Source organism: Streptomyces sp. NPDC059866 (assembly GCF_042731325.1).
In the GTDB taxonomy this organism is placed as follows: Bacteria; Actinomycetota; Actinomycetes; order Streptomycetales; family Streptomycetaceae; genus Streptomyces; species Streptomyces flavusporus.
The window spans coordinates 77,767-103,317 of the sequence record NZ_JBHWJT010000011.1; the positions used below are offsets into that span (position 1 = coordinate 77,767).

The 25,551-nt window shown below is 71.2% G+C and carries 21 protein-coding genes; 13 read left to right on the forward strand and 8 right to left on the reverse strand.

The features are described from left to right. The first annotated feature begins 398 nt into the window (after window positions 1–398). The 5 genes from ACFV7R_RS18580 (at window position 399) to serA (ending at window position 9,100) form a co-directional block, all read left to right on the forward strand. Window positions 399–3,485, forward strand: coding sequence for a putative bifunctional diguanylate cyclase/phosphodiesterase (locus tag ACFV7R_RS18580; protein WP_385264518.1), 3,087 nt, complete (start codon window positions 399–401; stop codon window positions 3,483–3,485). A gap of 237 nt (window positions 3,486–3,722) precedes the next feature. Then, window positions 3,723–5,579 carry an acetolactate synthase large subunit gene (locus ACFV7R_RS18585; RefSeq protein WP_385264520.1) on the forward strand — a complete coding sequence of 619 codons (1,857 nt, stop codon included), beginning with the start codon at window positions 3,723–3,725 and terminating at the stop codon, window positions 5,577–5,579. A gap of 20 nt (window positions 5,580–5,599) precedes the next feature. After that, window positions 5,600–6,124 (forward strand): acetolactate synthase small subunit, encoded by a 525-nt coding sequence (ilvN, locus tag ACFV7R_RS18590; RefSeq protein WP_003997672.1) that lies wholly within the window; start codon window positions 5,600–5,602, stop codon window positions 6,122–6,124. Window positions 6,125–6,242: 118 nt separating this feature from the next. Beyond that, window positions 6,243–7,241, forward strand: a complete 999-nt coding sequence (ilvC, locus tag ACFV7R_RS18595) for a ketol-acid reductoisomerase (protein WP_385264522.1) — start codon at window positions 6,243–6,245, stop codon at window positions 7,239–7,241. Between the two features lie 269 nt (window positions 7,242–7,510). Then, window positions 7,511–9,100: a phosphoglycerate dehydrogenase gene (gene serA / locus ACFV7R_RS18600; RefSeq protein ID WP_385264524.1), complete on the forward strand. Its 1,590-nt coding sequence runs from the start codon at window positions 7,511–7,513 to the stop codon at window positions 9,098–9,100. A 63-nt stretch (window positions 9,101–9,163) separates the two neighbouring features. On the opposite strand, the gene ACFV7R_RS18605 is transcribed toward serA, so the two are convergent. Continuing rightward, window positions 9,164–10,690 carry an MFS transporter gene (locus tag ACFV7R_RS18605; RefSeq protein WP_385264526.1) on the reverse strand — a complete coding sequence of 509 codons (1,527 nt, stop codon included), beginning with the start codon at window positions 10,688–10,690 and terminating at the stop codon, window positions 9,164–9,166. 83 nt (window positions 10,691–10,773) lie between these two features. Between ACFV7R_RS18605 and ACFV7R_RS18610 the strand changes: the two genes are divergently transcribed. Then, window positions 10,774–11,355: a TetR/AcrR family transcriptional regulator gene (locus ACFV7R_RS18610; protein ID WP_385264528.1), complete on the forward strand. Its 582-nt coding sequence runs from the start codon at window positions 10,774–10,776 to the stop codon at window positions 11,353–11,355. Here the strand turns inward: ACFV7R_RS18610 and ACFV7R_RS18615 are convergent. The 5 genes from ACFV7R_RS18615 to ACFV7R_RS18635 all read right to left on the reverse strand — a co-directional run bounded on the left by ACFV7R_RS18615 (window position 11,342) and on the right by ACFV7R_RS18635 (window position 17,513). After that, complete coding sequence (locus ACFV7R_RS18615; protein ID WP_385264530.1) at window positions 11,342–12,019, reverse strand: ATP-binding cassette domain-containing protein; 678 nt, start codon at window positions 12,017–12,019, stop codon at window positions 11,342–11,344. The genes ACFV7R_RS18610 and ACFV7R_RS18615 overlap by 14 nt on opposite strands. After that, window positions 12,016–12,981: an ABC transporter ATP-binding protein gene (locus ACFV7R_RS18620; RefSeq protein WP_385264531.1), complete on the reverse strand. Its 966-nt coding sequence runs from the start codon at window positions 12,979–12,981 to the stop codon at window positions 12,016–12,018. The genes ACFV7R_RS18615 and ACFV7R_RS18620 overlap by 4 nt, the downstream gene beginning before the upstream one ends. Further along, the gene (locus ACFV7R_RS18625; protein ID WP_385264532.1) at window positions 12,971–14,713 is read right to left on the reverse strand and encodes an ABC transporter permease subunit; all 1,743 of its coding nucleotides are present in this window, start codon (window positions 14,711–14,713) and stop codon (window positions 12,971–12,973) included. The genes ACFV7R_RS18620 and ACFV7R_RS18625 overlap by 11 nt, the downstream gene beginning before the upstream one ends. Next, window positions 14,710–16,200 (reverse strand): ABC transporter substrate-binding protein, encoded by a 1,491-nt coding sequence (locus ACFV7R_RS18630; RefSeq protein ID WP_385264534.1) that lies wholly within the window; start codon window positions 16,198–16,200, stop codon window positions 14,710–14,712. Before ACFV7R_RS18630 ends, ACFV7R_RS18625 begins: the two co-directional genes overlap by 4 nt. 134 nt (window positions 16,201–16,334) lie before the next feature. After that, window positions 16,335–17,513, reverse strand: coding sequence for a PucR family transcriptional regulator (locus ACFV7R_RS18635; RefSeq protein WP_385264536.1), 1,179 nt, complete (start codon window positions 17,511–17,513; stop codon window positions 16,335–16,337). Window positions 17,514–17,677: 164 nt separating this feature from the next. Here ACFV7R_RS18635 and ACFV7R_RS18640 point away from each other — a divergent pair, with 164 nt between their 5' ends. The 4 genes from ACFV7R_RS18640 (at window position 17,678) to ACFV7R_RS18655 (ending at window position 20,933) form a co-directional block, all read left to right on the forward strand. Then, window positions 17,678–18,604 carry a proline dehydrogenase family protein gene (locus ACFV7R_RS18640; protein WP_385264537.1) on the forward strand — a complete coding sequence of 309 codons (927 nt, stop codon included), beginning with the start codon at window positions 17,678–17,680 and terminating at the stop codon, window positions 18,602–18,604. Window positions 18,605–18,642: 38 nt separating this feature from the next. Then, window positions 18,643–20,274 (forward strand): L-glutamate gamma-semialdehyde dehydrogenase, encoded by a 1,632-nt coding sequence (gene pruA / locus ACFV7R_RS18645; RefSeq protein WP_385264539.1) that lies wholly within the window; start codon window positions 18,643–18,645, stop codon window positions 20,272–20,274. Window positions 20,275–20,340: 66 nt separating this feature from the next. Further along, window positions 20,341–20,568, forward strand: coding sequence for a hypothetical protein (locus tag ACFV7R_RS18650; RefSeq protein ID WP_385264541.1), 228 nt, complete (start codon window positions 20,341–20,343; stop codon window positions 20,566–20,568). 5 nt (window positions 20,569–20,573) lie between these two features. Continuing rightward, the gene (locus ACFV7R_RS18655) at window positions 20,574–20,933 is read left to right on the forward strand and encodes a hypothetical protein (protein WP_385264543.1); all 360 of its coding nucleotides are present in this window, start codon (window positions 20,574–20,576) and stop codon (window positions 20,931–20,933) included. On the opposite strand, the gene ACFV7R_RS18660 is transcribed toward ACFV7R_RS18655, so the two are convergent. Then, complete coding sequence (locus ACFV7R_RS18660; RefSeq protein ID WP_385264545.1) at window positions 20,900–21,451, reverse strand: GNAT family N-acetyltransferase; 552 nt, start codon at window positions 21,449–21,451, stop codon at window positions 20,900–20,902. The two genes, ACFV7R_RS18655 and ACFV7R_RS18660, sit on opposite strands and share 34 nt — an antisense overlap. Window positions 21,452–21,513: 62 nt before the next feature. Here ACFV7R_RS18660 and ACFV7R_RS18665 point away from each other — a divergent pair, with 62 nt between their 5' ends. Together ACFV7R_RS18665 and ACFV7R_RS18670 are read left to right on the forward strand one after the other, a co-directional pair. Then, window positions 21,514–22,047: a GNAT family N-acetyltransferase gene (locus ACFV7R_RS18665; RefSeq protein ID WP_385264546.1), complete on the forward strand. Its 534-nt coding sequence runs from the start codon at window positions 21,514–21,516 to the stop codon at window positions 22,045–22,047. A gap of 259 nt (window positions 22,048–22,306) precedes the next feature. Next, window positions 22,307–22,438 (forward strand): hypothetical protein, encoded by a 132-nt coding sequence (locus ACFV7R_RS18670; RefSeq protein WP_129800410.1) that lies wholly within the window; start codon window positions 22,307–22,309, stop codon window positions 22,436–22,438. 53 nt (window positions 22,439–22,491) lie between these two features. Here ACFV7R_RS18670 and ACFV7R_RS18675 read toward each other — a convergent pair whose 3' ends face one another. Then, the gene (locus tag ACFV7R_RS18675; RefSeq protein ID WP_385264548.1) at window positions 22,492–24,045 is read right to left on the reverse strand and encodes a purple acid phosphatase family protein; all 1,554 of its coding nucleotides are present in this window, start codon (window positions 24,043–24,045) and stop codon (window positions 22,492–22,494) included. Window positions 24,046–24,187: 142 nt separating this feature from the next. On the opposite strand from ACFV7R_RS18675, the gene ACFV7R_RS18680 reads away from it, so the two are divergent. Then, window positions 24,188–25,231: a 3-isopropylmalate dehydrogenase gene (locus ACFV7R_RS18680; RefSeq protein WP_385264549.1), complete on the forward strand. Its 1,044-nt coding sequence runs from the start codon at window positions 24,188–24,190 to the stop codon at window positions 25,229–25,231. Window positions 25,232–25,551: the final 320 nt, after the last annotated feature.

Sequence of the window (25,551 nt, forward strand, 5' to 3'; positions counted from 1 at the left end):
CGACATCCGGTTCGGGTACCCTCCGCAACCTTCCGGAAGCGGTCCGTACCCGCATCCCTGCTGGTGGTCACGGAGCGTAGAGAAGCCCTGTCATTGAGTGACGAGACTGGTGTATCGTCCGGACAGGGGCTGCGCCGCAGACCGTTCGGCGCCGGGGATGGACATTGCAGACTGTGAGGGGGGCGACGGGCGATGCACGGCCTATGGACGAACGATCCGACGCGGCGGGGCCGCCGACGGCGACCCTGGCGCACGGCCGCGGCGGGACGCGGCCCTGGCGCCGGTCACGGCGCACACCACAGCCAATACCACCCCAGGCACAGCAGCCGCAGGAAGCCGGCACTCCCGCCGCACCGGGACCCGCGGGCGCCGGGGGCGGAGCGGACCGGGAGGGCCCGGTGAACGCGCCCTCGCCACCCACGGCCGTCCTCGACCAGGTGCTGCGGCGACAGCCTGCTCAGGGGACGCTGCTGCCCCGGACGCCTGCCTCGGGCGCCGGGCCGAGCATGCTCCCCCAACTCCTGCTGGCCCTGGTGTGCGCGGCCTACGCCGTCGGTTCCGCGGTCGGCTGGGGCTCGCACCAGCTCGCTCTGATCATGGGGGACTTCGGGCTGAGTGCCGCCGCGGGCGCGGCCGCCGTGTCGTGCTTCCTCTACGCCCACAGCCGCCGGGTCCGGTTCCGTTCCGCCTGGCTGCTGTTCGCCCTTTCCTCGACGATGGCGGCCCTCGGCAACCTGGTCTGGGGGTGGTACGAGGTCGTCCTGGGACGGCCCGTGCCCAGTCCCAGCTACGCCGACCTGTTCTTCCTGTGCTTCGCGCCGCCCGCGATCGTGGGCCTGCTGGTCCTCGCCAAACGGCCGGTGACGAAGGCGGGCTGGGTCTGCCTCGCCCTGGACGCCTGGCTGATCGGCGGCTGCCTGGTCACCCTGTCGTGGAGCCTCGCGCTGGCCCAGGCGGCCCAGGGCGGCGGACCCGGCGTGGCGCACACCGCGCTGTCGCTCGCGTACCCGCTGCTCGACATCGCCCTGGTCAGCATGGTGCTCGCGCTGCACTTCCGGCGCTCCGGGGCCAACCGCTCCGCGGTGAACACCGCGATCGGCGCCCTCGCCCTGACCGTGATGTGCGACGCCCTGTTCGCCTCACCGCTGCTCCACGACAGCTACCGCTCGGGTCAACTGCTGGACGCGGGCTGGTTCGCCGGCTCGCTGCTGCTGGCGTACGCACCCTGGGTCGCGCCCCGGCCCGGCCGGCCCGGTGACGAGCCGCACGCGCGCGTGGTGCACGAGCACCTGCCCGGACAGCGCGGTTCCACCCACCCGCACCCGCCCGTGCAGCAGGGCGAGCGTGACCGGTATCCGGCCACCCGGCCCCTCACCTGCTCCCTGGCAGCCCTCACCCCGTACCTCGCCGCCGCCGTGTGCACGCTGGGAATCCTCTACAACGTGCTCAACGGCCGCAGCGTCGACCGCGTGGTACTGATCACCGGCGGCACGGTCGTGCTCGCCCTGGTGGTGCGCCAGGGGATCATGCTGCTCGACAACATCACCCTCACCCAGGAACTGGTGCAGAAGGAGAACCACTTCCGCTCCCTGGTGCAGGGCTCCAGCGACGTCATCATGATCGCCGCGCCCAACGGCGTCCTGCGATACGTCTCCCCGGCCGCCGCCGGGGTCTACGGACGGCTCGCGGAGGAGCTGGTGGGCAGCGAACTGGCCGAACTCATCCACCCGGAGGACCTGGGCTGCGTGGTGCACGAGGTGCGCCGCTTCCTCGCCGCCAGCCCCCTCGATGAACCCACTACGCGCATCGAGTGCCGCTTCCGGTCCGGTGACGGCGGCTGGCTGAACGTCGAGTCGACCGTCAACCGCCACCAGGGCGGCCTGATCTTCAACAGCCGGGACGTGACCGAAAGAGTGCGCCTCCAGGCGCAGTTGCAGCACAACGCCGAGCACGACCCGCTGACCGACCTGCCCAACCGGGCCCTGTTCACCCAGCGAGTCCAGCAGGCCCTGTCCGGCCGTCGCAGCACCGACCGCGGTGCCGCCCTGCGGGGGACGGCCGTGCTCTTCATCGACCTCGACGGATTCAAGGCCGTCAACGACACGATCGGGCACCAGGCCGGGGACGAACTGCTCGTCCAGGCCGCACGCAGACTCCAGGAGGCCGTCCGGCAGGGCGACACCGCCTCCCGGCTGGGCGGCGACGAGTTCGCGGCCCTGATCGTCGGCGACGGCGCCCGGGACCGTACCGCCCGCGAACGGCACATCCTGGAGCTCGCCGACCGCCTCAGGGTGACGCTGTCGCAGCCGTACCTCATCGACGGCACCGATGTCCGGGTCGCCGCCTCCATCGGCGTCGCCTTCGCCGAGCCGGGCCTCGGCGCGGGCGAGCTGCTGCGCAACGCCGACCTCGCGATGTACCGCGCCAAGTCGGCCGGCAAGGGCCGCGTAGAGCTGTACAAGCCGCAGATGCAGCAGGACGTCGTACGCAAGGCGGAACTGGCCACACGGCTGCGGGCCGCGCTGCACGACGGCGAGTTCACGCTGCTGCACCAGCCCGTGGTCTGTCTGGAGGACGGCCGGATCACCTCGGTCGCCGCCCAGGCGCGCTGGCGGTCGTCCCAAGGGGTGCTGTTCACACCCGCGGAGTTCCTGCGCGTGGCCCCGGACGCCCCGGGCGCTCCGGACGCCGAGGACGTCGGGGACAGCGACAGGACGGCCGAGCTGGGCCGCTGGATGCTTCAGGAGGCGGTCGAGCGGGCCGCCGAACGCGGCGCGAGCGGCCACGCCGTGCCCGTGGCCGTCCGGATGGCCACGCGCCGGCTGCTGGACCGGTCGATGCCCCTCGGCTCCGTCGAGGCACTGCTGACCCGGCACGGGCTGCCGTCCGGGGCGCTGATCATCGAGCTGTCGGACATCGACCCCAGGGTGTCCCTGGACGACCTGGAGCGGCGTCTGGGCGCCCTGCGGCGGCTCGGCGTCCGGATCGCGCTGGACGGTTTCGGCAGCGGCTGCCCGGCGATCACGGCGCTCAGACGGCTCCCGATCGACGTCCTGCGGCTCGACCGCGGCCTCGTCGAGGGCGTCGTCGAGTCCGCGCGGCTGCACAAGATCACCAGTGGGCTGCTTCGCATCGCGGGCGATCTCGGGCTGCAGTCCGTGGCCGAGGGCGTGGATCTGCCGGAGCAGGTCGTCGCCCTGCGCGCGATGGGGTGTACGCACGGGCAGGGCATGGCCTTCTCGGGCCCACTGGACGAGTACCGGCTGCGCAGAGCGCTGACGTCCGGCCGCTACCCGGTGCCGCACGACCCGGCCGAGCCCGCCTTCGCCGGCGGCGCGGGCGTGTACACCGGAGGAGTGACCACCGGCGGGGTGACCACCGGCGGGGTGACCGCCGGAGGCGTGACCACCGGCGGAGTGAGCACCGTCTTCTCCGGCGGGACGACCCTTCGCTCACATAATGAGACTCCCGTCCCACCCACTTGACAGTGGGTGTGCGCCGGGGGGAGGGTCAGTGCCATGCGCACCCGAATTCTCGTACTTGGACAGCGCGTCGGCTGAGCTGGGACCACCGGAGGACGATTCCGGAATCCCCAGCGACCACACCGGCGCGCTCCCCTCGCTTGCCTTACGGCACGAGGGGTTTTTTGTTGCACAGGCACCTGCCGAACAGCAGTCGTACACCGCACAAACCTCGCAAAAACCCTCAGCATCGAGAAGAGAATGCCGATGACCGAGCAGGCCACCGGGGCCCCTCACCCGCAGCCGCGGCCCCGATCCGGAGGACAGCAGTCCGCCCCCGAGCACGTCACGGGCGCGCAGTCCCTCATCCGCTCTCTCGAGGAGGTCGGCGCCGACACGGTATTCGGCATTCCCGGCGGCGCGATCCTTCCGGCGTACGACCCGCTGATGGACTCCACCCGGGTCCGCCACGTCCTGGTCCGGCACGAGCAGGGCGCCGGCCACGCCGCCACCGGCTACGCGCAGGCCACCGGCAGGGTCGGCGTCTGCATGGCGACCTCGGGCCCGGGTGCCACCAACCTGGTCACGCCGATCGCCGACGCCCACATGGACTCCGTGCCGCTGGTCGCGATCACCGGCCAGGTCGCCTCCAAGGCGATCGGTACGGACGCCTTCCAGGAGGCGGACATCGTCGGCATCACCATGCCGATCACCAAGCACAACTTCCTGGTCACCAAGGCCGAGGACATCCCGCGGGTGATCGCGCAGGCGTTCCACATCGCCTCCACCGGCCGCCCGGGCCCCGTCCTGGTCGACATCGCCAAGGACGCCCTCCAGGCGCAGACCACCTTCTCCTGGCCGCCCACCATGGACCTGCCCGGCTACCGGCCCGTCACCAAGCCGCACGCCAAGCAGATCCGCGAGGCCGCCAAGCTGATCACCTCCGCCAGGCGGCCCGTCCTCTACGTCGGCGGCGGTGTCCTCAAGGCCGGCGCCACCGCCGAGCTGAAGGTCCTCGCAGAACTCACCGGAGCGCCCGTCACCACCACCCTGATGGCGCTCGGCGCATTCCCCGACAGCCACCCGCTGCACGTGGGAATGCCGGGCATGCACGGTGCGGTCACCGCCGTCACCGCGCTGCAGAAGGCCGACCTGATCGTCGCCCTCGGAGCCCGCTTCGACGACCGCGTCACCGGCAAGCTGGACAGCTTCGCCCCGTACGCCAAGATCGTCCACGCCGACATCGACCCGGCCGAGATCGGCAAGAACCGCGCCGCCGACGTGCCGATCGTCGGTGACGCCCGCGAGGTCATCGCCGACCTGATCCAGGCGGTGCAGAAGGAGCACAGCGAGGGTCACCGGGGCGACTACGAGGCCTGGTGGAAGGACCTGAACCGCTGGCGCGAGACCTACCCGCTCGGCTACGACCAGCCCGAGGACGGCTCCCTGTCCCCGCAGCAGGTCATCGAGCGCATCGGCCGGCTCGCGCCCGAGGGCACGATCTTCGCCGCGGGCGTCGGCCAGCACCAGATGTGGGCCGCGCACTTCATCCAGTACGAGAAGCCCGCGACCTGGCTCAACTCCGGCGGCGCCGGGACGATGGGCTACGCGGTCCCGGCCGCCATGGGCGCCAAGGCCGGCGCGCCGGAGCAGACCGTCTGGGCGATCGACGGCGACGGCTGCTTCCAGATGACCAATCAGGAGCTCACCACCTGCGCCCTGAACAACATCCCGATCAAGGTCGCCATCATCAACAACGGCGCCCTCGGGATGGTCCGCCAGTGGCAGACCCTCTTCTACAACCAGCGCTACTCCAACACCGTCCTGCACTCCGGCCCCGAGGCGGACGGCAAGCAACCCAGCGCCGGCACGCGCGTCCCCGACTTCGTCAAGCTGTCGGAGGCCATGGGCTGCTACGCCATCCGCTGCGAGGACCCGGCCGACCTCGACAAGGTCATCGAGGAGGCGAACTCGATCAACGACCGCCCGGTCGTCATCGACTTCATCGTCCACGAGGACGCGATGGTGTGGCCGATGGTCGCCGCCGGCACCTCCAACGACGAGATCATGGCCGCCCGGGACGTCCGCCCCGACTTCGGCGACAACGAAGACGACTGAGCCGAGAGAGACCAAGACCCATGTCCAAGCACACGCTCTCCGTCCTGGTGGAGAACACGCCGGGCATCCTGGCCCGGATCGCCGCCCTGTTCTCCCGCCGCGGCTTCAACATCGACTCCCTCGCGGTCGGCGTCACCGAGCACCCCGACATCTCCCGCATCACCATCGTGGTGAACGTCGAGGACCTGCCGCTGGAGCAGGTGACGAAGCAGCTCAACAAGCTCGTCAACGTGCTGAAGATCGTCGAGCTGGAGCCGGGTTCGGCCGTTCAGCGGGAACTCGTTCTGGTGAAGGTGCGCGCCGACAACGAGACACGCTCCCAGATCGTCGAGATCGTGCAGTTGTTCCGCGCCAAGACCGTCGACGTCTCTCCGGAGGCCGTCACCATCGAGGCCACCGGTTCCAGCGACAAGCTGGAGGCCATGCTGAAGATGCTGGAGCCGTTCGGTATCAAGGAGCTGGTCCAGTCCGGCACGATCGCGATCGGACGCGGAGCCCGTTCGATCACGGACCGGTCGCTTCGCGCGCTCGACCGGTCGGCGTAAGGATGAGATCGGGCGGCCGGACGACCCGGCCGCCCGTATGCCGAGACCCCCGAACTTCCCTTCCCCCCGCCGTCATACGGTGGGACGCAACATCTGCACCCCAAGGAGAGAACCCAAAGTGGCCGAGCTGTTCTACGACGCCGACGCCGACCTGTCCATCATCCAGGGCCGCAAGGTCGCGGTCATCGGTTACGGCAGCCAGGGCCACGCCCACGCCCTGTCGCTGCGTGACTCGGGTGTCGACGTGCGTGTCGGTCTGCACGAGGGCTCCAAGTCCAAGGCCAAGGCCGAGGAGCAGGGCCTGCGCGTGGTGACGCCCGCGGAGGCCGCCGCCGAGGCCGACGTCATCATGATCCTGGTGCCGGACCCGATCCAGGCCCAGGTCTACGAGGAGTCCATCGCCCCGAACCTGAAGGACGGCGACGCGCTGTTCTTCGGCCACGGCTTCAACATCCGCTTCGGCTTCATCAAGCCCCCGGCCGGCGTGGACGTCTGCATGGTCGCCCCCAAGGGCCCGGGCCACCTGGTGCGCCGTCAGTACGAGGAGGGCCGCGGCGTTCCCTGCATCGCCGCCGTCGAGCAGGACGCGAGCGGCAACGCCTTCGCGCTGGCGCTGTCGTACGCCAAGGGCATCGGTGGCACCCGCGCCGGCGTCATCAAGACGACGTTCACCGAGGAGACCGAGACCGACCTGTTCGGTGAGCAGGCCGTCCTCTGCGGTGGTACGGCCGCCCTGGTGAAGGCCGGTTTCGAGACGCTGACCGAGGCGGGTTACCAGCCGGAGATCGCCTACTTCGAGTGCCTGCACGAGCTGAAGCTGATCGTGGACCTCATGTACGAGGGCGGCCTGGAGAAGATGCGCTGGTCGATCTCCGAGACCGCCGAGTGGGGCGACTACGTCACCGGTCCGCGGATCATCACCGACGCCACCAAGGCCGAGATGAAGAAGGTCCTGGCGGAGATCCAGGACGGCACGTTCGCCCAGGCCTGGATGGACGAGTACCACGGCGGTCTGAAGAAGTACAACGAGTACAAGCAGCAGGACTCCGAGCACCTGCTGGAGACCACCGGCAAGGAGCTGCGCAAGCTCATGAGCTGGGTCAACGAGGAGGCGTAAGCCTCGGATCGAAGGGGCCGGAGCGGATTGCTCCGGCCCCTTCGGCGAACCCCGGGTAACGTCGTGTACGAAGACGTTGTCCATCCCGTCCAGCCACGGACGGGTGATCCGTCCGGAGAGGCGCAGGACGACCTCCGCCACGGCACTACACTGCCGTACTACATACGCGTCAGGCCCACAGCGTCGTGCGTCTTCCACGCGGCTAGCCCCTCCTCCGCCTGCGGCCGTCGGGACGGCCGTCCGCACGCATTGGACTTGTGAGGACTCACGTGAGCTCGAAACCCGTCGTACTCATCGCTGAAGAGCTGTCGCCCGCGACCGTCGACGCGCTCGGCCCCGACTTCGAGATCCGGCACTGCAACGGCGCGGACCGCGCCGAGTTGCTGCCGGCCATCGCCGAGGTCGACGCGATCCTGATCCGCTCCGCCACCAAGGTGGACGCCGAGGCGATCGCCGCCGCGAACAAGCTCAAGGTCGTCGCACGAGCCGGCGTCGGCCTCGACAACGTGGACGTCTCCGCCGCCACCAAGGCCGGCGTGATGGTCGTCAACGCCCCCACCTCGAACATCGTGACCGCCGCCGAGCTGGCCTGCGGTCTCATCCTCGCCACCGCCCGCAACATTCCGCAGGCCAACGCCGCGCTGAAGAACGGCGAGTGGAAGCGCAGCAAGTACACCGGCGTCGAGCTGGCCGAGAAGACCCTCGGTGTCGTCGGTCTCGGCCGCATCGGCGCGCTCGTCGCGCAGCGTATGTCGGCGTTCGGCATGAAGGTCGTCGCCTACGACCCCTACGTGCAGCCCGCGCGGGCCGCGCAGATGGGCGTGAAGGTGCTGTCGCTGGACGAGCTGCTCGAGGTCTCCGACTTCATCACCGTCCACCTGCCGAAGACCCCCGAGACGCTGGGCCTGATCGGCGCGGAGGCGCTGCGCAAGGTCAAGCCGAGCGTGCGGATCGTCAACGCCGCGCGCGGCGGCATCGTCGACGAGGAGGCGCTGTACTCCGCCCTCAAGGAGGGCCGGGTCGCCGGCGCCGGTCTCGACGTGTACGCCAAGGAGCCGTGCACGGACTCGCCGCTGTTCGAGTTCGACCAGGTCGTGGCCACCCCGCACCTGGGTGCGTCCACCGACGAGGCGCAGGAGAAGGCCGGTATCGCGGTCGCCAGGTCGGTGCGCCTCGCGCTCGCCGGTGAGCTGGTCCCGGACGCGGTCAACGTCCAGGGCGGTGTCATCGCCGAGGACGTCAAGCCGGGCCTGCCGCTTGCCGAGCGCCTCGGCCGGATCTTCACCGCGCTCGCCGGTGAGGTCGCCGTCCGCCTGGACGTCGAGGTGTACGGCGAGATCACCCAGCACGATGTGAAGGTGCTGGAGCTGTCCGCGCTCAAGGGCGTTTTCGAGGACGTCGTCGACGAGACCGTCTCGTACGTCAACGCCCCGCTGTTCGCCCAGGAGCGCGGCGTCGAGGTGCGGCTGACCACCAGCTCGGAGTCGCCGGACCACCGCAACGTCGTCACCGTGCGCGGCACGCTCGGCGACGGCGAGGAGGTGTCGGTGTCCGGCACGCTGGCCGGGCCGAAGCACCTGCAGAAGATCGTCGCGGTCGGCGACTACGACGTCGACCTCGCGCTCGCCGACCACATGGCCGTCCTGCGGTACGAGGACCGTCCCGGCGTGGTCGGCACGGTCGGCCGCATCCTCGGCGAGGCGGGCATCAACATCGCCGGTATGCAGGTCGCTCGCGCGACGGCGGGCGGCGAGGCGTTGGCGGTGCTGACCGTGGATGACGCGGTGTCGTCCGGCGTTCTGGCCGAGGTCGCGGCGGAGATCGGCGCCACGTCGGCTCGTGCCGTGAACCTCGTCTGACGTTGCCGACTCTGGGGGCTGCCGCCCCCAGACCCCCGCTTCGGCCCTGAACGGGCCTTGTCCTCAAACGCCGGACGGGCTGAGTTGGTCAGCCTGTCCGGCGTTTTCGTGTGTCCGCACCTGGCGCAGCGTGACCGCCGCCAGCCCCGCCGCCCCCGCCAGCAGCAGCGCCCCCGCGATCGCCGCCCCCTGCATCCCGCTGGTGAACGCCTCTCGCGCGACCGCAGCCAGTCCCGGGACCTGATCGGCGATCGCCAACGCGCCCCCCAGCGTCTCGTGAGCCGCGTCCGGTGCCGACGCGGGGATCTCGTGCTGGTAGATCGCCGTACCGATGGAGCCGAGGACCGCCATGCCGAGCGCTCCGCCGAACTCGGCGCCGGTCTCCATCAGGGAGGACGCGGCGCCCGCGCGCTCCACCGGGGCGGTGCCCATCGCGAGGTCCATGATCTGGGACATCACCGTGACGCTCCCGACGGCGAGGACTCCGCACGCGACCAGCACGAGCACCATCGAGTCCGTACCGGCGAGGGCCAGCAGCCCGAAACCGGACGCGGTGATCACAAAGCCCGCGGTGACGACGTGGGCGCGGTTGACGCCCTTCTGTACCAACTGGGTCGCGATCGGCGCCGCCGCCCCGATCGGCACCGACGGCAGCAGCGCCCACAAGGCCGCCTCCAGCGCGCTCTTGTCGAGCACGGACTGGATGTACTGCGTGGTGAAGTAGGCCGAACCCATCACCCCGAATGCGGACAGGAGGTTGAGGCCGACCGAGGGCGCGAAGCCCCGTCCGCGGAACAGGGCCGGGGAGATCATCGGTGCCGCGGCCGTGCGCTGACGGTGGACGAAGAGGGTCGCGAACAGCAGGCCGACGGTGATCGCGACGACGTAGCGGACGTTCCAGCCGTTCGACGGGATCTCCTTCAGGCCGTAGATCACGGGGAGCACGGCGGCCATCGACAGCGGCACGCTCAGCCAGTCGAAACGGCCGGACGAAGGGTTCTTCGACTCGGGGAGCAGTGCCGGGCCCAGGGCCAGCAGCAGCGCCATCGCGGGCAGGTTGACCAGGAAGACCGAGCCCCACCAGAAGTACTCGACCAGCACCCCGCTCATCACCGAGCCGAGCGCGATCCCGGCCGTCATCACGCCGGACCACATGCCGATCGCCTTCGCGCGCTGCGCGGGGTCGGTGAACATCGTGCGGAGCATGGCCATCGTCGACGGCATCAGGGTCGCGCCGCCGATGCCGAGGACCGCACGGGCCGCGATCAGCATCTCGGCGCTGTTCGCGTACGCGGCCACCAGCGAGGCGGTGCCGAAGGCGGCGGCGCCGATCAGCAGGAGCCTGCGGTGGCCGATGCGGTCGCCGAGCGAGCCCATCGTCATCAGCAGGCCGGCCAGGACGAAGGCGTAGATGTCGAAGATCCACAGCTGTTGGGTGCCGGTGGGCTCCAGGTCCGCGCTGATCGCGGGGATCGCGAAGTAGAGGACGGAGACGTCCATCGAGACCAGCAGGAGCGGAAGCATCAGCACGCCCAGGGCCGTCCATTCGCGGCGGCCGGCGCGCACCGGAGGGTTCGGGTTCGTCGTCATGGCCTTGACTGTACGGCCGTCTTAAACGCCTGTCTATTACGTTTGTTTAAGACGGTCGTACAGGGCAGCGATACGCTGGTCGCATGGGACACCGTGAGGATCTGCTCGAAGGCGCCAAGCGCTGCCTGCTCGCCAAGGGCTTCGTGCGCACGACGGCGCGTGACATCGTCAAGGAGTCGGGGACCAACCTGGCGTCGATCGGCTACCACTACGGCTCGAAGGACGCGCTGCTGGCACAGGCGTACGTCGAGATGGTGGAAGGGATGTCCGACGCCTTTGTGGGCGCCGAGGGAGAGCTCCGAGGCGAGCCCGGCTCGCTCGACCGCTTCGCCGAGGTGTGGTCGAACATCATCGGAACCATGCGGGACCCCGGCTCGCTGTGGCGGCTCAGCATGGAGATCGCGGTCATGGGCGACCAACTGCCCGAAGTGCGAGAGCACCTGGCGCGGGCCCAGCGGGAGGGCGCGCGCGGTATCGTCACGATCTTCCACGGCGGGCGCGAGGAGGACCTCTCGGAGGAGACCGTCGACACCCTCGGCTCCTTCTACCTGACCCTGATGATGGGCCTCATGGCGCAGTGGACCTTCGATCCGAAGAGCGCGCCCGAGGCCGAGCAGCTGACGGAAGGGCTGCGCCGGGTGATCGAGGGCGTCAGGCGCAGCTGATCCGCCCGTCCCGCATCTCCAGCACCCGGTCCGCGAAATGCCGTACGACCGCCCGGTCGTGGCAGATGAACAGGTAGCCGAGACCGAGGTCGTCCTGGAGGTCGGCGAGCAGGTTCAGCACACCGGCGCGGACGGACGGGTCCAGGGCGGAGACCGGCTCGTCGAGGACCAGCAGGCGTGGCTCGGAGGCCAGGGCGCGGGCGATGCCGGCGCGCTGGCACTGGCCGCCGGAGAGCTCGTGCGGGTGCCGGTCGCCGTACGACGGGTCGAGGCCGACGCGGTCGAGGAGTTCGGTGACCCGGGCGGGACCGTCGATGGCGGTCCAGCGGCCCTGGACCTTCAGCGGTTCGGCCACGGCGTCGCGGATGCGGTGGCGCGGGCTCAACGACCCGTACGGGTCCTGGAAGACAGGCTGCATACGCGGGCGCAGCGGGCGCAGCTCGCGTTCGGTCAGCGATGTCAACTCCCGGCCCTCGAAACGGACTTCGCCGGCGTCCGGGCGGCGCAGCTGGAGTACGGCCATGGCCGTGGAGGACTTGCCGCAGCCGGAGGGGCCGTTCAGGGCGAGGGTCTCGCCCGCGTCCAGGATGAAGGAGACACCGTCCACGGCCGTGAAGTCGCCGTAGCGGACCACGAGTTCGCGGACCTCGAGCAGAGGGCTCATGCGGGCTGCTTCTCCTGGAACAGGTCGATCGCGGGGTGCGGGACGTCGTCCGCGCGGTGGCAGGCCACCAGCCGGTCGTCCAGCGGGCGGGGCTCCGGCTCCTCGTGCCGGCAGCGGTCGGCGGCCAGCGGGCAGCGCGGGGCGAACGCGCAGCCCGCCGGGAGCGCGCCCGGCGCGGGCGGGGTGCCGGGGAGCGCGGGCAGGCGGCGCAGGCCGCGCGCGTTCTGCGGGAGCGAGGCCAGCAGGCCCGCCGTGTACGGGGCCCGGGGCCGGGACAGCACATCCTGCACCCGGCCGGCTTCCACCGCGCGTCCGGCGTACATCACCAGCACCCGGTCCGCGTGGTCCCGTACGACGTCCATGTCGTGGGTGACCAGGACGAGCGCGGCGCCGACCGCCTCGCGCCGCTCGCCGAGCACCCGCAGCACCTGCTCCTGGCGCTCCGCGTCCAGCGCGCTGGTCGGTTCGTCGGCGACCACGACATCGGGCTCGTTGATCGTCGCCATCGCGATGACCGCCCGTTGCCGCATGCCGCCGGAGTACTCGTGCGGATACGCCCGTGCCGTGCGGGCGGCGTCCGGGATGCCCACCCGGTCCAGTTCGGCGACCGCCCGGGCCCGGGCCTGTCTGCGGGAGACGCGCTGCACCGACCGTACGGCGGCGGCGAGTTGGTCGCCCACCGGGTGCACGGGGGAGAGCGCGGACAGGGCGTCCTGCGGGACCAGGGCGATACGGCGGCCACGCTGCGCCGAGAGGTCCGGCCGTATCGTCCCGCCGACGCTCGCGCCCCGCGGCACCATTCCCAGCAGCGCACGGGCGGTCAGGGACTTGCCCGCCCCGGACTCGCCGACCACGGCGAGCACTTCGCGGGGGCGGACGTCGAAGGACAGGCCGCGTACGGCCTCGACACCGTCGAAGGCGATCCGCAGATCGCGCACCGAGAGCAGCACGTCAGACGGCAACGGGCACCTCCTTCAGGGCAGGGGCGGCTTTCCGCACGCGGCTGCGCCCGCTCGTGTACGCCGCTCCCGACACCGTCAGCGCCGCCAGCAGTGCCAGCGCGACGGCCGGGGCGAGGGCGGCCCACGGGGCGCGTTCCAGGTAGGCGCGGGACTCGTCGAGCAGCAGGCCCCACTCGGGAGCGGGCGGCTGGGCGCCCAGGCCCAGAAAGCCCAGGGAGGCCAGCGCGAGGGCGATACCGGGCAGCCGCAGCAGCGTATGCCGGGCGACGGGTCCGGCGACGGACGGAAGCACATGCCGGGTGAGGATCCACCACGGCGTTGCGCCGATGGCCCGCTGGGCGGTCAGGAACGCCGACGCCCGCACCTCCTGCACCAGCGCCGCCGCATGCGCGGACAACGCAGGCCAGGACAGCAGGGTGACCGCGAGGGCGGCACCGCCGGTGCCGGGGCCCACGACCGCCGCGACCAGGATGCCGACGATCACCGGAGGCAGGGCGTTGGCGATGTCGGCGGCGCCGGACGCCACGCCCGGCAGGAAACCGAGGGCCAGCGCGATCAGCAGGCCGAGGAGACAGACGGCCGCCGCCGTGCCGACGGTCGAGGCGGCCCCGTGTCCGAGCCGGGCGAGGACGTCCCGGCCGAGACCGTCGGTGCCGAGAGGGTGCGCCCAGGAGGGGGCGGCCAGGCGGGCGGTGGTGTGCACGGCGTACGGGTCGCGCAGCAGGCCCCAGCCGATGGTCACGGCGAGGACGATGAACAGGGCCGACGGGATCACCGGGTGGGTACGGACCGGCCGGTCCGGGGGCAGCGCCAGACCGGCGTCGCGCAGGGCCGGGCCCAGCAGCTGACGCCGGACCAGCGCCGCCAGCACGCCCGTGACCAGGCCGAGGAGCAGCAGGGCGAGGACCGAGCCCTGAAGCAGCGGCAGATCCTGCGACTTGGCCGCGCCGAGTGCGGTACGGCCGATGCCGGGCACCGCGAACACCGCCTCCACCGCGACCGCGCCGCCGGTCAGCCCGACGGCCGCCATCCCGAACTGCGGTACCAGCGGCGGCAGTACGCGCCGCAGCGCCGCCCCCGAGATCCGCGCACGGCCGACCCCCGCACCCCGCCACAGCTCCACCCACCGCTCGTCGAGCACGGCGGGCAGCGCGTCGGCCACCAGCCGGCCGAGCAGGCCGCCCGCCGGGACGCCGAGCGCGATCGCGGGCAGGACCATGTTCTCCGGCCCCTGCCAGCCGGACGTCGGCAGCCACCCCAGCCACACCCCGCACACCAGCAGCGCGACGGTGGCCAGCAGGAACTCGGGTACGGCGGCCAGCATCGCGGCGAACCCGCCGGCCGACCCCCGGCCGCGTACCAGCACCGGCGCCACCAGGGCGGCGGCCAGCAGCACGGCCACCGCGAGCGCCACACCCATCAGGGCCAGCGACACCTGGAGCCCGGCCGTGACCGACGGCAGGACGTCCGTGCCCGACACCCAGGAGGTGCCGAGGTCACCGCGCAGCAGGTCGCCGGCCCACTTCCCCAGCAGGGAGAGGGGACCGGCGTCCAGACCGAGGTCCCGCCGTACGGCGTCCAGGGCCTCCTCGGTCGGCTCCTGCTCGGCGGAGCGGGCACGCAGGACCGTCAGCGCGGGATCCTTGCCGGAGAGCCAGGGCAGCAGGCCGACGGCGGCCACCACGGCGAGGAGACACAGGGCGCGGGCCGACCCCGCGACGGTGGGCTTCACTTGACGTACGTGTCCGCCGTGACCAGCTCCCGCTCACGCGGGTCGTGCGCGGCGCCGACGACCCCGGCGGCGTCGCCCTGGATCACGCGCTCGTGCAGCAGCGGGATCGCCGCATCGGTGCCGAGCACGGCGGCCTCGGCCTCGATGACGGCCTTGCGGCGCGCGTCGCCGACGGCGGTCTCGCCCGCGTTCTTCAGCGCCTTGTCCACGGAGGAGTCGGCGAGTCGGGAGATGTTGAAGGAGCCGTCGGAGGCGAAGTCGCTGTAGAGGTACGCGGCCGGGTCGCCGGAGTCGAGGACCGTCGCCCGGGACAGGATGAACGCGTCGAACTCGCCCGCGAGCGCGTCGGACTCGATGTTGGCGTACTCGCGGACGTCCAGCTTCACCTTGAACCCGGCCTTCTGGAGCTGCTGTTGCAGCGCCGCCGCGACCTCGGGCAGCTCGGCGCGGTCGGTGAAGGTGCCGACGGTGATGGTCTCGCCGTCCGCCTTCCCGGGCTCGGCCCGCCCGATACCGGTCCGCAGGCCGGCCGCCCACGGCAGCGCCGGGCCGAGCAGCCCCTCGGCGACGTCGGCGCGCCCCTCGTACACGCCCTTCACGATCGACTCCGCGTCGATCGCCTCGCGGGCGGCGGCACGCAGCGAGGCGTCCTTGAAGACGCCCTTCCCGGTGTTGAGATACAGGGTGTTGGTGCGCGGCATCGGGACCTCCGCGATCAGGTCCTGGTCGAGCACCGCGGCCTGTGAGACGGGTATCGCCTCGACGATGTCGGCCTCCCCGCTGCGCAGGGCCGCCGCGCGGGCGGTGCCGTCCGGCACGAACGTCACATCGATGCCGGGGGCCTTGGCCTTCTGCCCCCAGTAGTCGTCGTAACGGTCGAGGGCGGCGGAGGAGGTGCCGTTGACTTTCGTCAGCTCGAAGGGGCCGGTGCCGGCGCCGACGGGGTTGACGGTCTTCCCCCGGTACGCCTTCGCCGCGAGGATCGACAGCTGGGGCGAGCTGAGCCGCTGCGGGACGAGCGGGTCCTCGGTGGCCGTGGTGACGGTGACCTTGTTCTCCCCGTCGGCCTTCGCGGTCAGCTCGACGCCGTCGAGGATGCGCGGCTTGGGGGAGGCGGTGGCCGCCTCGGTGAGGGAGTTGACGACGGCCTCGGCGGTGAGCTCCGTGCCGTCGTGGAAGGTGACGCCGTCCTGGATCGTGAACGTCCAGCTGCGGCCGGACTGCGTCCACTCGGTGGCGAGGGAGGGCCGGGCGTCGCCCTCCGCGTCCAGCTTCACCAGGGTCTCGGCGGTGGACCAACGCGACAGCTTGAACGCGTCGTCGGAGAGCGGCGAGAGGCCCGAGCGCGGCGGCTGCATATGAGCGACGCGGATGCGCTTGCCCTCGGCGGTGCCCGAGCCGGAACCGGTGGCCGCGAAGCAGCCGGTGAGCAGGGTGGAGGCCGCGGTGACCGCAGTGAGGGACAGGAAGCGGGCAGGGAGGCGCACGAGAACACTCCGGGTAAGCGCAAGGGCAAAGGTTGAGCGTTCGACGACCGTAGCACGATGACAATCGTTTTCAAATATTGTGGATCACGCTCGTCGAGCATGCTTCGGCCGGCGGAGCCGTGTGCTTCCGTGGGTCAGAGCCGAGCGCCTTTGAGTGCCATGTGCAGCAGCAGCCGGTCCTCGCCGTCGTCCAGGTCCAGGCCGGTCAACTGCTCGACCCGGGACAGGCGGTAGTACAGCGTCTGACGGTGGACGCCCAGCTCGGCGGCCGTGCGGCCGGCCTGGCCCGCGCGGTCGAGAAAGACCTCGGCGGTGCGGGCCAGTTCGCGGTGGGCCGGGGCGAGCAGCGGGGCCACCGCGGGGTCGTGGGCCGCGTCCGGGGGGAGCGTGGTCAGCACGCGGTACGGGCCGATGCCGGACCACTCGGCCACCGGGCCCAGACGGGGCTCGGCCAGCGCGGCGCGGGCCGCGGCCGAGGCCTGCTGCCAGGCGGTGCCCAGCTCGGCGAGGCCGGTGAGCGGCTCACCGACGCCGGCCCGCGCCCCCTCCCGCAGCAGCCGGGACGCCGCCGTCAGGGCCGGCGAGCGGACGTCCGTCGAGCGCAGCCGCACCAGCACCGCCAGGCTCTGCCCCGTCGTACCCCACGGCACCGTGCACAGGGCCGTCGTGTGCGGCACCGCACGGGCCGACGGCGCGTGGTCCGGGTCGGCCGACGGCCAGGGAGCGACGCACACCAGGGCGTGGAGGCCCTCACCGCGCGGACCCAGAGCCGTCCGCAACGCCGCCACCGCCATGTCGCGCTGCCAGCCGCGCTCCGTCGTGAGGGCCGTACGGAACTCCCGGGTCAGATCCGCCCCGGCCTGCGCCTCGTCCGCGAGCAGGGCCCCGATCCGGCCGGTCACCTCCATGGCGGCGGCCAGCTGTGCGTCGGTGGGCCCCGGCTCGCTGTCGAGCAGCCAGACGTAGCCCAGCACCACGCCCCGATGGCGTACCGGCAGACAGATCCGCCCCCGGTACACCCCGGCCTCCGGAGTGGGCGGGATACGGACCGGTCCCGTGGCCCGGGTGATACCGAAGCCCTCGAACCACGTCCGGACGGCCGCCGTGGAGCGCCGGGTCAGGATCGAGCGGGCGCGCACCGGGTCCAGGGCCGACGCGTCGAGGTCGCCCTCGCTGTCGTAGGCGCCGAAGGCGATCAGCTCGAAGTCGCGGTTCTCCAGGGTCGCGGGGGCGCCCAGGAGCTCGGAGATCTCGTCGACCAGCTCCTGGTAGTCACCCTCGTAACCCGACGTCACCCGGGCATTCTGCCGCATTTCCCGGCAGCCTTCATACATCTGTCTGAGATCTGTGGCACGGATGCGTGACAGCTGTCGATGGCCGACGATCGGAGGGATCCTTAGGTTTCACGGTGGTTCTCCGTGCCGTACCCGAATGGTCGGGTATCGGCCTTGTGTTGGTTGTTTCCTGGAGGTGCCCCGTGCTGGGTCCCGTGATTCTCGCCGCGTCGCGCAGCGACCGGATGCGACGCCTGATCTCGGCGGCCCCGGTGACGAAACAGGTCGTCGACCGTTTCATCCCCGGCGAGACGGTGGACGACATCGTCCCGATCGTTCAGGACCTCAGCGCCCAGGGCCTCGAGCTGACCATGGACGTCGTCGGCGAGGACATCACCACCCGCGAACAGGCCGCCGCCGCACGCGACGCCTATCTGGAGCTGGTCGACCGGCTCAAGCCGCTGGAGCTCGGCGAGAAGGTCGAGATGTCGGTGAAGCTGTCGATGTTCGGCCAGGCGCTGGACGGCGGGCACGAGCTCGCGCTCGCCAACGTCCGCCCGGTCGTCGAGGCCGCCGCCGAGATCGGCACCACGGTCACCCTGGACGCGGAGGACCACACCACCCTCGACTCGATGTTCGCCATCCACGAGGAGCTGCGCAGGGACTTCCCGCAGACCGGCTGCGTCATCCAGGCCTACCTCTTCCGCACCGAGGCCGACGCCCGCCGCCTCGCCGCGAACGGCAGCCGCGTCCGCCTCGTCAAGGGCGCCTACAAGGAGCCCGCCGAGGTCGCCTACCAGCAGAAGCACGAGATCGACAAGGCGTACGTCCGTGTTCTGCGGACGCTGATGGAGGGGGAGGGGTACCCGATGATCGGGTCCCACGACCCGCGCCTGATCTCCATCGCCCAGGAGCTCGCCCGGCGCGCCGGGCGCAAGCTCGACGAGTACGAGTTCCAGATGCTGTACGGCATCCGCAGCGAGGAGCACCTGCGGTTGGTCGCCGAGGGACACCGCATGCGGGTCTACACGGCCTACGGCACCGACTGGTACGGCTATTTCATGCGGCGCCTGGCGGAGAAGCCGGCGAACCTGCGCTTCTTCGCCCGCTCGCTGGTCACCAAGGGCTGACACCCGCACACACCGCTCAGTAAGGAGTTACGGAACCCATGGACGCTGTGACCCAGGTCCCCACCCCCGTCAACGAGCCGGTGCACGGCTACGCGCCCGGCTCGCCCGAGCGTGCCCGGCTGGAGGTCAAGCTCAAGGAGCTGGCCGAGAACCCCATCGACCTGCCCTGCACCATCGGCGGTGAGAAGCGGATGGGCGGCGGCGAGGCCTTCCAGGTCGTCCAGCCGCACAACCACAAGGCCGTCCTCGGCACGTACCGCAACGCCACCCAGCAGGACGCGCAGGACGCCATCGACGCGGCCCTCGCCGCCGCGCCGGCCTGGCGTGCGATGTCCTTCGACGACCGCGCCGCGATCATCCTGCGCGCCGCCGAGCTGCTGGCCGGCCCGTGGCGCGAGACGCTGGCCGCCTCCACCATGCTGGGCCAGTCCAAGACCGCCCAGCAGGCCGAGATCGACACTCCCTGCGAGCTGATCGACTTCTGGCGCTTCAACGTCGCCTACGCCCGCCAGATCCTGGCCGAGCAGCCCCCGGCCAACTCGCCGGGCGTGTGGAACCGGCTCGACCACCGCCCGCTGGAGGGCTTCGTCTACGCGATCACGCCGTTCAACTTCTCGGCGATCGCGGGCAACCTGCCGACGGCCCCGGCTCTCATGGGCAACGTCGTCGTCTGGAAGCCGTCCCCGACCCAGACCCATGCCGCCGTGCTGCTGATGCAGCTGCTGGAGGAGGCCGGTCTGCCCAAGGGCGTGATCAACCTCGTCACCGGCGACGGCATCGAGGTCTCCAAGGTCGCGCTCGAGCACCGCGACCTCGCCGGCATCCACTTCACCGGCTCGACCAAGACCTTCCAGTACCTGTGGAAGACGGTCGGCGCCAACATCGAGAAATACCGCTCCTACCCGCGCATCGTCGGCGAGACCGGCGGCAAGGACTTCCTGGTCGCCCACCCGTCGGCCGACCGCGCGGTCCTGAAGACGGCGCTGACCCGGGGTGCCTTCGAGTACCAGGGCCAGAAGTGCTCCGCCACCTCCCGGGCGTACGTCCCGGCGTCGATCTGGAACTCCGGCTTCAAGGAGGAGTTCGCCGCCGAGGTCGACTACCTCACCATGGGTGACGTCACCGACCTCTCCAACTTCATGGGCGCCGTCATCGACGAGCGCGCCTTCGCCAAGAACAAGGCCGCGATCGACCGCGCCAAGTCGGACCAGGCCTGCACGATCGTCGCGGGCGGCTCCTACGACGACTCGGTCGGCTACTTCGTCCGCCCGACGGTCATCGAGTGCACCGACCCGGAGAACGAGGTCTTCACCACCGAGTACTTCGGCCCGATCCTCGCCGTGCACGTCTACGAGGACGACAAGTACGAGGAGATGCTGACCCAGATGGAGTCGGTGTCCGACTACGCGCTGACCGGTTCGGTCATCGCGGGCGACCGCGCGGCGGCGGCGTACACGATGGACAAGCTCCGCTACGCGGCCGGCAACTTCTACATCAACGACAAGTCGACCGGCGCCGTCGTCGGCCAGCAGCCCTTCGGCGGCGGCCGCGCGTCCGGCACCAACGACAAGGCCGGCGCCCCGCAGAACCTGATGCGCTGGACCCTGACCCGCGCCATCAAGGAGACGCTGGTCCCGCCGACCGACTACACCTACCCGCACATGGGCTGACACCCACGCGGCACCGTGAACTCCGCCCCCGCTCCGGAACCCCCCTCCGGAACGGGGGCGGTTTCCATGCAGACTGGCGTCCATGACGCGGACGCGAAGGGAGCGGTGGCGGGCGGCTGGGGGGTGCCGATCCGCTGGGACGGACTCGTCGCCAGCCTCCCGACCGGATACACCGATGCCCTGGTCCGGGCCGTCGAGGGGCGCGAACAGGGCGTGGTTCCCGACACGTTGGTGATCTGCGGCGCGGTCGTCACCCCGCGCTCAAGGGGCGCGGGCTGGCAGGCCGGACCCTGACGGCGTTGCGCGAGGCCGCGCGGGATGCCGGGCTGGCGCGGGTCGTGGCGCCGGTGCGGCCGACGACGAAGGAGCGGTATCCGCTGACGCCGATCGAGCGGTTCATGACGTGGCGTCGCCCGGACGGGACGGCGCTCGATCCCTGGATCCGGACCCACGAGCGACTGGGCGCCGAGATCCTGGCGGCGGCGCCCGCCTCACAGACGATGACCGGCACGGTCGCCGAGTGGGAGCGGTGGACCGGCCTGATCCTCCCCGAGTCGGGTGAGTACGTGATCCCGGGCGGCCTGAGTCCGCTGCGTGTCGACCGGTCCGCCGACCTGGGCGTGTATCAGGAGCCCAACGTCTGGCTGCGGCACGCCTGAAGGCGGTACACCACGCAGCGCCGGAGCGGCCCCTCGGGGACGTCCGGGTCGTCGAAGTCGTCGGCCGGGTCGTGGGTCATGCCGAGGCGGCGCATCACGGCCTGGGAGCGGAGGTTGGTGGCCGTGGTGACGGCGAGGATCTCCGGCAGGGCGAGCTGCTCGAAACCGAAGTCCAGTACCGCGCGGGCCGCCTCCGTGGCGTAGCCGTGGCCCCAGGCCGGGCGGGCCAGCCGCCAGCCGGCCTCCACACCGGTGAAGGGCTGGCCGTCCTCCACGGGGTCCAGGCCGGTGAAACCGATGAACTCCCCGGTGTCCAGGACCTCGACCGCCCAGAAGCCCCAGCCCCGGCGCTCCAGGTCGGCCTGGAAGCGGGCCACGGCCGCGTCGGTCCGCTCCTTGGGGAGGACATCGGGGAAGTACCGGCGGACCTCGGGGTCGGCGTTCATCGCGGCCCAAGGGGCCAGATCGGACTCGCGCCAGCCGCGGAGCAGCAGCCGGTCCGTGCGTAGTTCGGGCATCGCGCCAAGGTAATGGGAGCGGGGCGGGGCGAGGTACCGGATTTCGCGGTGATACTGGCCCGGTGATCGCCCACACCGCCCACACCGCCGACCTGACCCCCGCCGGCCTCCGTGCCGCCCGCGCCCTCCTCGACGCCGCCTTCGACGGTGACTTCACCGACGAGGACTGGGAGCACGGCCTCGGCGGCATGCACGCCCTCGTCCACGACGACGCCGGCCTCGCCGCGCATGGCGCGGTGATCATGCGGCGCGTACGGCACCGGGACCGATGGCTGCGGGTCGGGTACGTGGAGAACGTCGGCGTACGGCCCGATGTCCGCCGTACTGGCCTGGGCAGTCAGGTGATGGCCGCGCTGGAGCGGGTCGTCGACGGTGTCTACGACCTCGGTGCGCTCTCGGCGAGCGACGAGGGCGCCCGGCTCTACGAGGCCCGCGGCTGGCAGCTCTGGGGCGGGCGGATCTGCGCACTCGGCCCGGACGGTGTCGTCCACCTCTCCGAGGAGGAGGGGAGCACGTACGTACGCCCGGCGCTCGCGGGCCCGCTCGACCCCGCGCACGAGCTGCTGTTCGACTGGCGGGACGGTGACGTGCTCTGACCGCGAAGGGCGGGAAAGCCCAGCTCACGGCCGTGTGACGTACTCCACCGTCTCAGATAGTAGGAAGCCCAAGTAATTGTGGAGACAGACGCTCCGTCCTCGCTTAGCTTTGTAGGAGCCGAACGTCTCGCTCGATCCAGCGAATGGCGGTCGTGAGCCGGGCCCCGTGCAGGCAACCCCTGCGGCACCGCTCCCCGCCCCACCCGGCGTCTCGTAGACCCCTGCCGCACTCCAGGATTCTCGAAGGAGTCGATTTCCCATGGCCGAGACGACCGTCCGCCGCCGAGTCCGCCACGCCTCCCGCATGAGCGAGTCCGACCGCAAGAACGCCGCCGCCGCCCTCCAGCGCGCCCTCGACCGCCGCGACAACGGCGGCGAGACCGGCCACTGAAGGACCGGCCCCACAGACCGGGAGCCGCACCCGCCGGGGTGCGGCGCGGACCGCTACCCTCCGCGCCGCACCTCGAAATGGTCGATGCGCTCACCGCTCGACGCGAGCGCCGACACCTTCAGCTTCGGAGCCGTACCCGCCTCCGCCTCCACGGAGAGGAACGAGAAGCCCCGGTACCGCACCCGCGACCACTCCACCGTCTCCGCCTTCGCGCGCCGCGACCTGGTCCACTGGAAGGTGGTCACGGAGTCCTCGTCGGCGACCTGACCCTCGTAACTCTCCTTCACGCCCGCCGGAAAGCCGTACAGGTCCTTGCCGCCGCCGCCCGCCGTGACGTACACGATCCCGTCCCGCCTCGGATCCGTCGACGCGCCGATCGGCACCGGCTTGCCCACCCGGCCGTCCCTGACCGCGTCGGTCCGCTCGTAGACGTGGTTGTGCCCGTTGATCACCAGATCCACCTCGTGCCGGGTGAACAGCGGCACCCACTCCGCGCGCACCCCTCCGTCGGAGGCGTGCGAGGACGTGGAGTACGCACAGTGGTGGAAGAAGACGACCACGAAGTCCACGGCCTTGCGCAGCTCGCCGAGCTTCCTGTCCAGCCACTCGGTCTGCCGGCCGTCCGTGTGGCCCAGGTTGGCGGGGATCTCGTACGACACGTCGTTCGCATCCAGCGCCACGACACCGACGTTGCCGTAGGTGAACGCGTACACGCCCGGCGCCCTGCGCGGGTCGAAGCCGCTGTCCGGCAGGGAGAAGCGGGCGAGTTGGCCGCCGTAGCCGTCGGGGGAGTACCAGGCCTCCATGTCGTGGTTGCCGGTCGTCACCATCCACGGCACCGACTTCGCCACCGGCTCGGTCTGCTTCATGAACAGGTCCCAGTGCGTGGGGTCGTACGCGTCCGAGTCCTTGCCCCGTCCGGTGGGGTTGGCATAGCAGATGTCGCCGGCGTGGAGGTGGAAGGCGGGCTTCTGGCGCAGCAGCAGCTTGTCGTTGAGGGCCGCGGCCTCGCCGACGCCCTGGTCGCCGAAGGCGGTGAAGACGAACGACCGCGCCTTCGCCGGTGCCGTGCGGAACGAGCCGATGGTGGAACGGTGTTCGGGCGAGGCCGGGTCGAAACCGTCGTGACCGACGCCGTAGTAGTACGTCGTGCCGGGCAGGAGGGCGTCCAGGGCGGCGTGCACGTAGTACTGCTCGGCCGCCGCGCGCACGCCCTGCACCTCAGGTGTGTGCAGGGCGCGTACCTCGGCCTCGATCCTGCGGCCCAGGTCGTCGGGGCGGACACCGATCCGGACGTACGGCCTGCGCACCGCGGCGGGCACCTGCCAGGAGATCCGCATCTGGGTCTTCGGGTCGGCGCCGAACGCGAGATGGCGGCCGAAGGGGGCGACGGCGGCACCCGGTGCGCGAGAGGCGGTCGGGCTCGGCGTCGTCCGCGTCGACCCTGACCCCGACCCCGAGCAGCCGGTCAGCAGTCCGCCCGCCACCGCGCCCGCCGTCACCAGGGTGCGGCGCCGGACGACCTTGGTGTGCAGGTACTCGTACTGCTCCGCCATGCTCATCCGGCGGGCGAGCTGCGGCGGAATGCCGACATCAGGGGTCTCCATGCGGGTGAACTTCCCAGCACACCCCAACACCCGTCATACGTACGGGTGAACGGGCGGCGACACGATGATGCCGTCGCCCGTCGGAGTGTCCGTATCGCGGACGCACTGTGTCATCCCATGGGACGAGGAGTACGGTACCCGTATGTCTCGCAGCATCAATCTCGCAGTGATCCCCGGTGACGGCATCGGCCAGGAGGTCGTGGCCGAAGGCCTGAAGGTCCTCTCCGCCGTCCTCCCGCAGGATGTGAAGCTGGAGACCAAGGAGTACGACTTCGGCGCCCAGCGCTACCACGCCACCGGTGAGACCCTCACCGACGCCGACCTCGACGACCTCAGGAAGCACGACGCCATCCTGCTGGGCGCGATCGGCGACCCGAGCGTCCCCTCCGGCGTCCTGGAGCGCGGCTTCCTGCTCAAGCTCCGCTTCGCCTTCGACCACCACGTCAACCTGCGTCCGTCGAAGCTGCTCCCCGGCGTCGCCACCCCGCTCGCCGGCCAGCCGGAGATCGACTTCGTCGTGGTCCGCGAGGGCACCGAGGGCCCGTACACCGGCAACGGCGGCACCATCCGCAAGGGCACCCCGCACGAGGTCGCCACCGAGGTGTCCGTCAACACGGCCTACGGCGTCGAGCGCGTCGTCCGTGACGCCTTCGCCCGCGCCCAGGCCCGCCCCCGCAAGAAGCTCACGCTGGTCCACAAGAACAACGTGCTCACCTTCGCGGGCCACCTGTGGACGAACATCTTCAACCAGGTGGCCGAGGAGTACCCCGAGGTCACCACCGAGTACATCCACGTCGACGCGGCCACCATCTACCTGGTCACCCAGCCCGAGCGCTTCGACGTGATCGTCACCGACAACCTCTTCGGCGACATCATCACCGACCTCGCCGCGGCCGTCTCCGGCGGCATCGGCGTCGCGGCCTCCGGCAACATCAACCCGTCCGGGGAGTTCCCGTCGATGTTCGAGCCCGTGCACGGCTCGGCGCCCGACATCGCCGGCCAGGGCAAGGCCGACCCCACCGCCACGGTCCTGTCCGTCGCCCTGCTGCTGCGCCACCTCGGCCACGAGTCCGAGGCGACCCGGATCGAGGACGCGGTCTCCGCCGACCTCGCGGACCGCGTCGGCAAGCCGGCCCGCAGCACCTCCGAGATCGGCGACGCGCTCGCCGTACGAGTAGCCGGCTGACCCGCCGACTCCCACACTAGCCGCCGGGTCGCACAGGCCCGGCGGCTTCTTGTGTTGGGCACCCGGTCACCGGGTGCGACCATCAACCGTTCCTTGGCAGTACCCGGGAGCGATCCCCTCGTACTGGCACGCCCCGAACGGTCTTGGGCGCACTGGTCGTCCGCTTTCGCATCCCGAGCGGCGACGTGGATCCTGTCCGTGGTCCGATCCGGGTGGGCGGAGTCCCTGGCGACTCGGCTATAGGGACACGGCCAGAGGCAACGGGGAGGCCCTGAATCATCCCTCTGGTGAAGCAGGGGCCCCGCACGCTGGCGCCATGC

Excerpts from the sequence above, each read along its gene's own strand:
- ACFV7R_RS18615 (WP_385264530.1), bottom strand. The coding sequence starts at position 12,019 with ATGAGCCCTCTGCTCGAGGTCCGCGAACTCGTGGTCCGCTACGGCGAC.
- ACFV7R_RS18610 (WP_385264528.1), top strand. The coding sequence starts at position 10,774 with ATGGGACACCGTGAGGATCTGCTCGAAGGCGCCAAGCGCTGCCTGCTC.
- ACFV7R_RS18585 (WP_385264520.1), top strand. The coding sequence starts at position 3,723 with ATGCCGATGACCGAGCAGGCCACCGGGGCCCCTCACCCGCAGCCGCGG.
- ACFV7R_RS18670 (WP_129800410.1), top strand. The coding sequence starts at position 22,307 with ATGGCCGAGACGACCGTCCGCCGCCGAGTCCGCCACGCCTCCCGCATG.
- ilvN (WP_003997672.1), top strand. The coding sequence starts at position 5,600 with ATGTCCAAGCACACGCTCTCCGTCCTGGTGGAGAACACGCCGGGCATC.
- ACFV7R_RS18650 (WP_385264541.1), top strand. The coding sequence starts at position 20,341 with ATGCAGACTGGCGTCCATGACGCGGACGCGAAGGGAGCGGTGGCGGGC.
- ACFV7R_RS18635 (WP_385264536.1), bottom strand. The coding sequence starts at position 17,513 with ATGCGGCAGAATGCCCGGGTGACGTCGGGTTACGAGGGTGACTACCAG.
- pruA (WP_385264539.1), top strand. The coding sequence starts at position 18,643 with ATGGACGCTGTGACCCAGGTCCCCACCCCCGTCAACGAGCCGGTGCAC.
- ACFV7R_RS18680 (WP_385264549.1), top strand. The coding sequence starts at position 24,188 with ATGTCTCGCAGCATCAATCTCGCAGTGATCCCCGGTGACGGCATCGGC.
- ACFV7R_RS18660 (WP_385264545.1), bottom strand. The coding sequence starts at position 21,451 with ATGCCCGAACTACGCACGGACCGGCTGCTGCTCCGCGGCTGGCGCGAG.
- ACFV7R_RS18605 (WP_385264526.1), bottom strand. The coding sequence starts at position 10,690 with ATGACGACGAACCCGAACCCTCCGGTGCGCGCCGGCCGCCGCGAATGG.
- ACFV7R_RS18675 (WP_385264548.1), bottom strand. The coding sequence starts at position 24,045 with ATGGAGACCCCTGATGTCGGCATTCCGCCGCAGCTCGCCCGCCGGATG.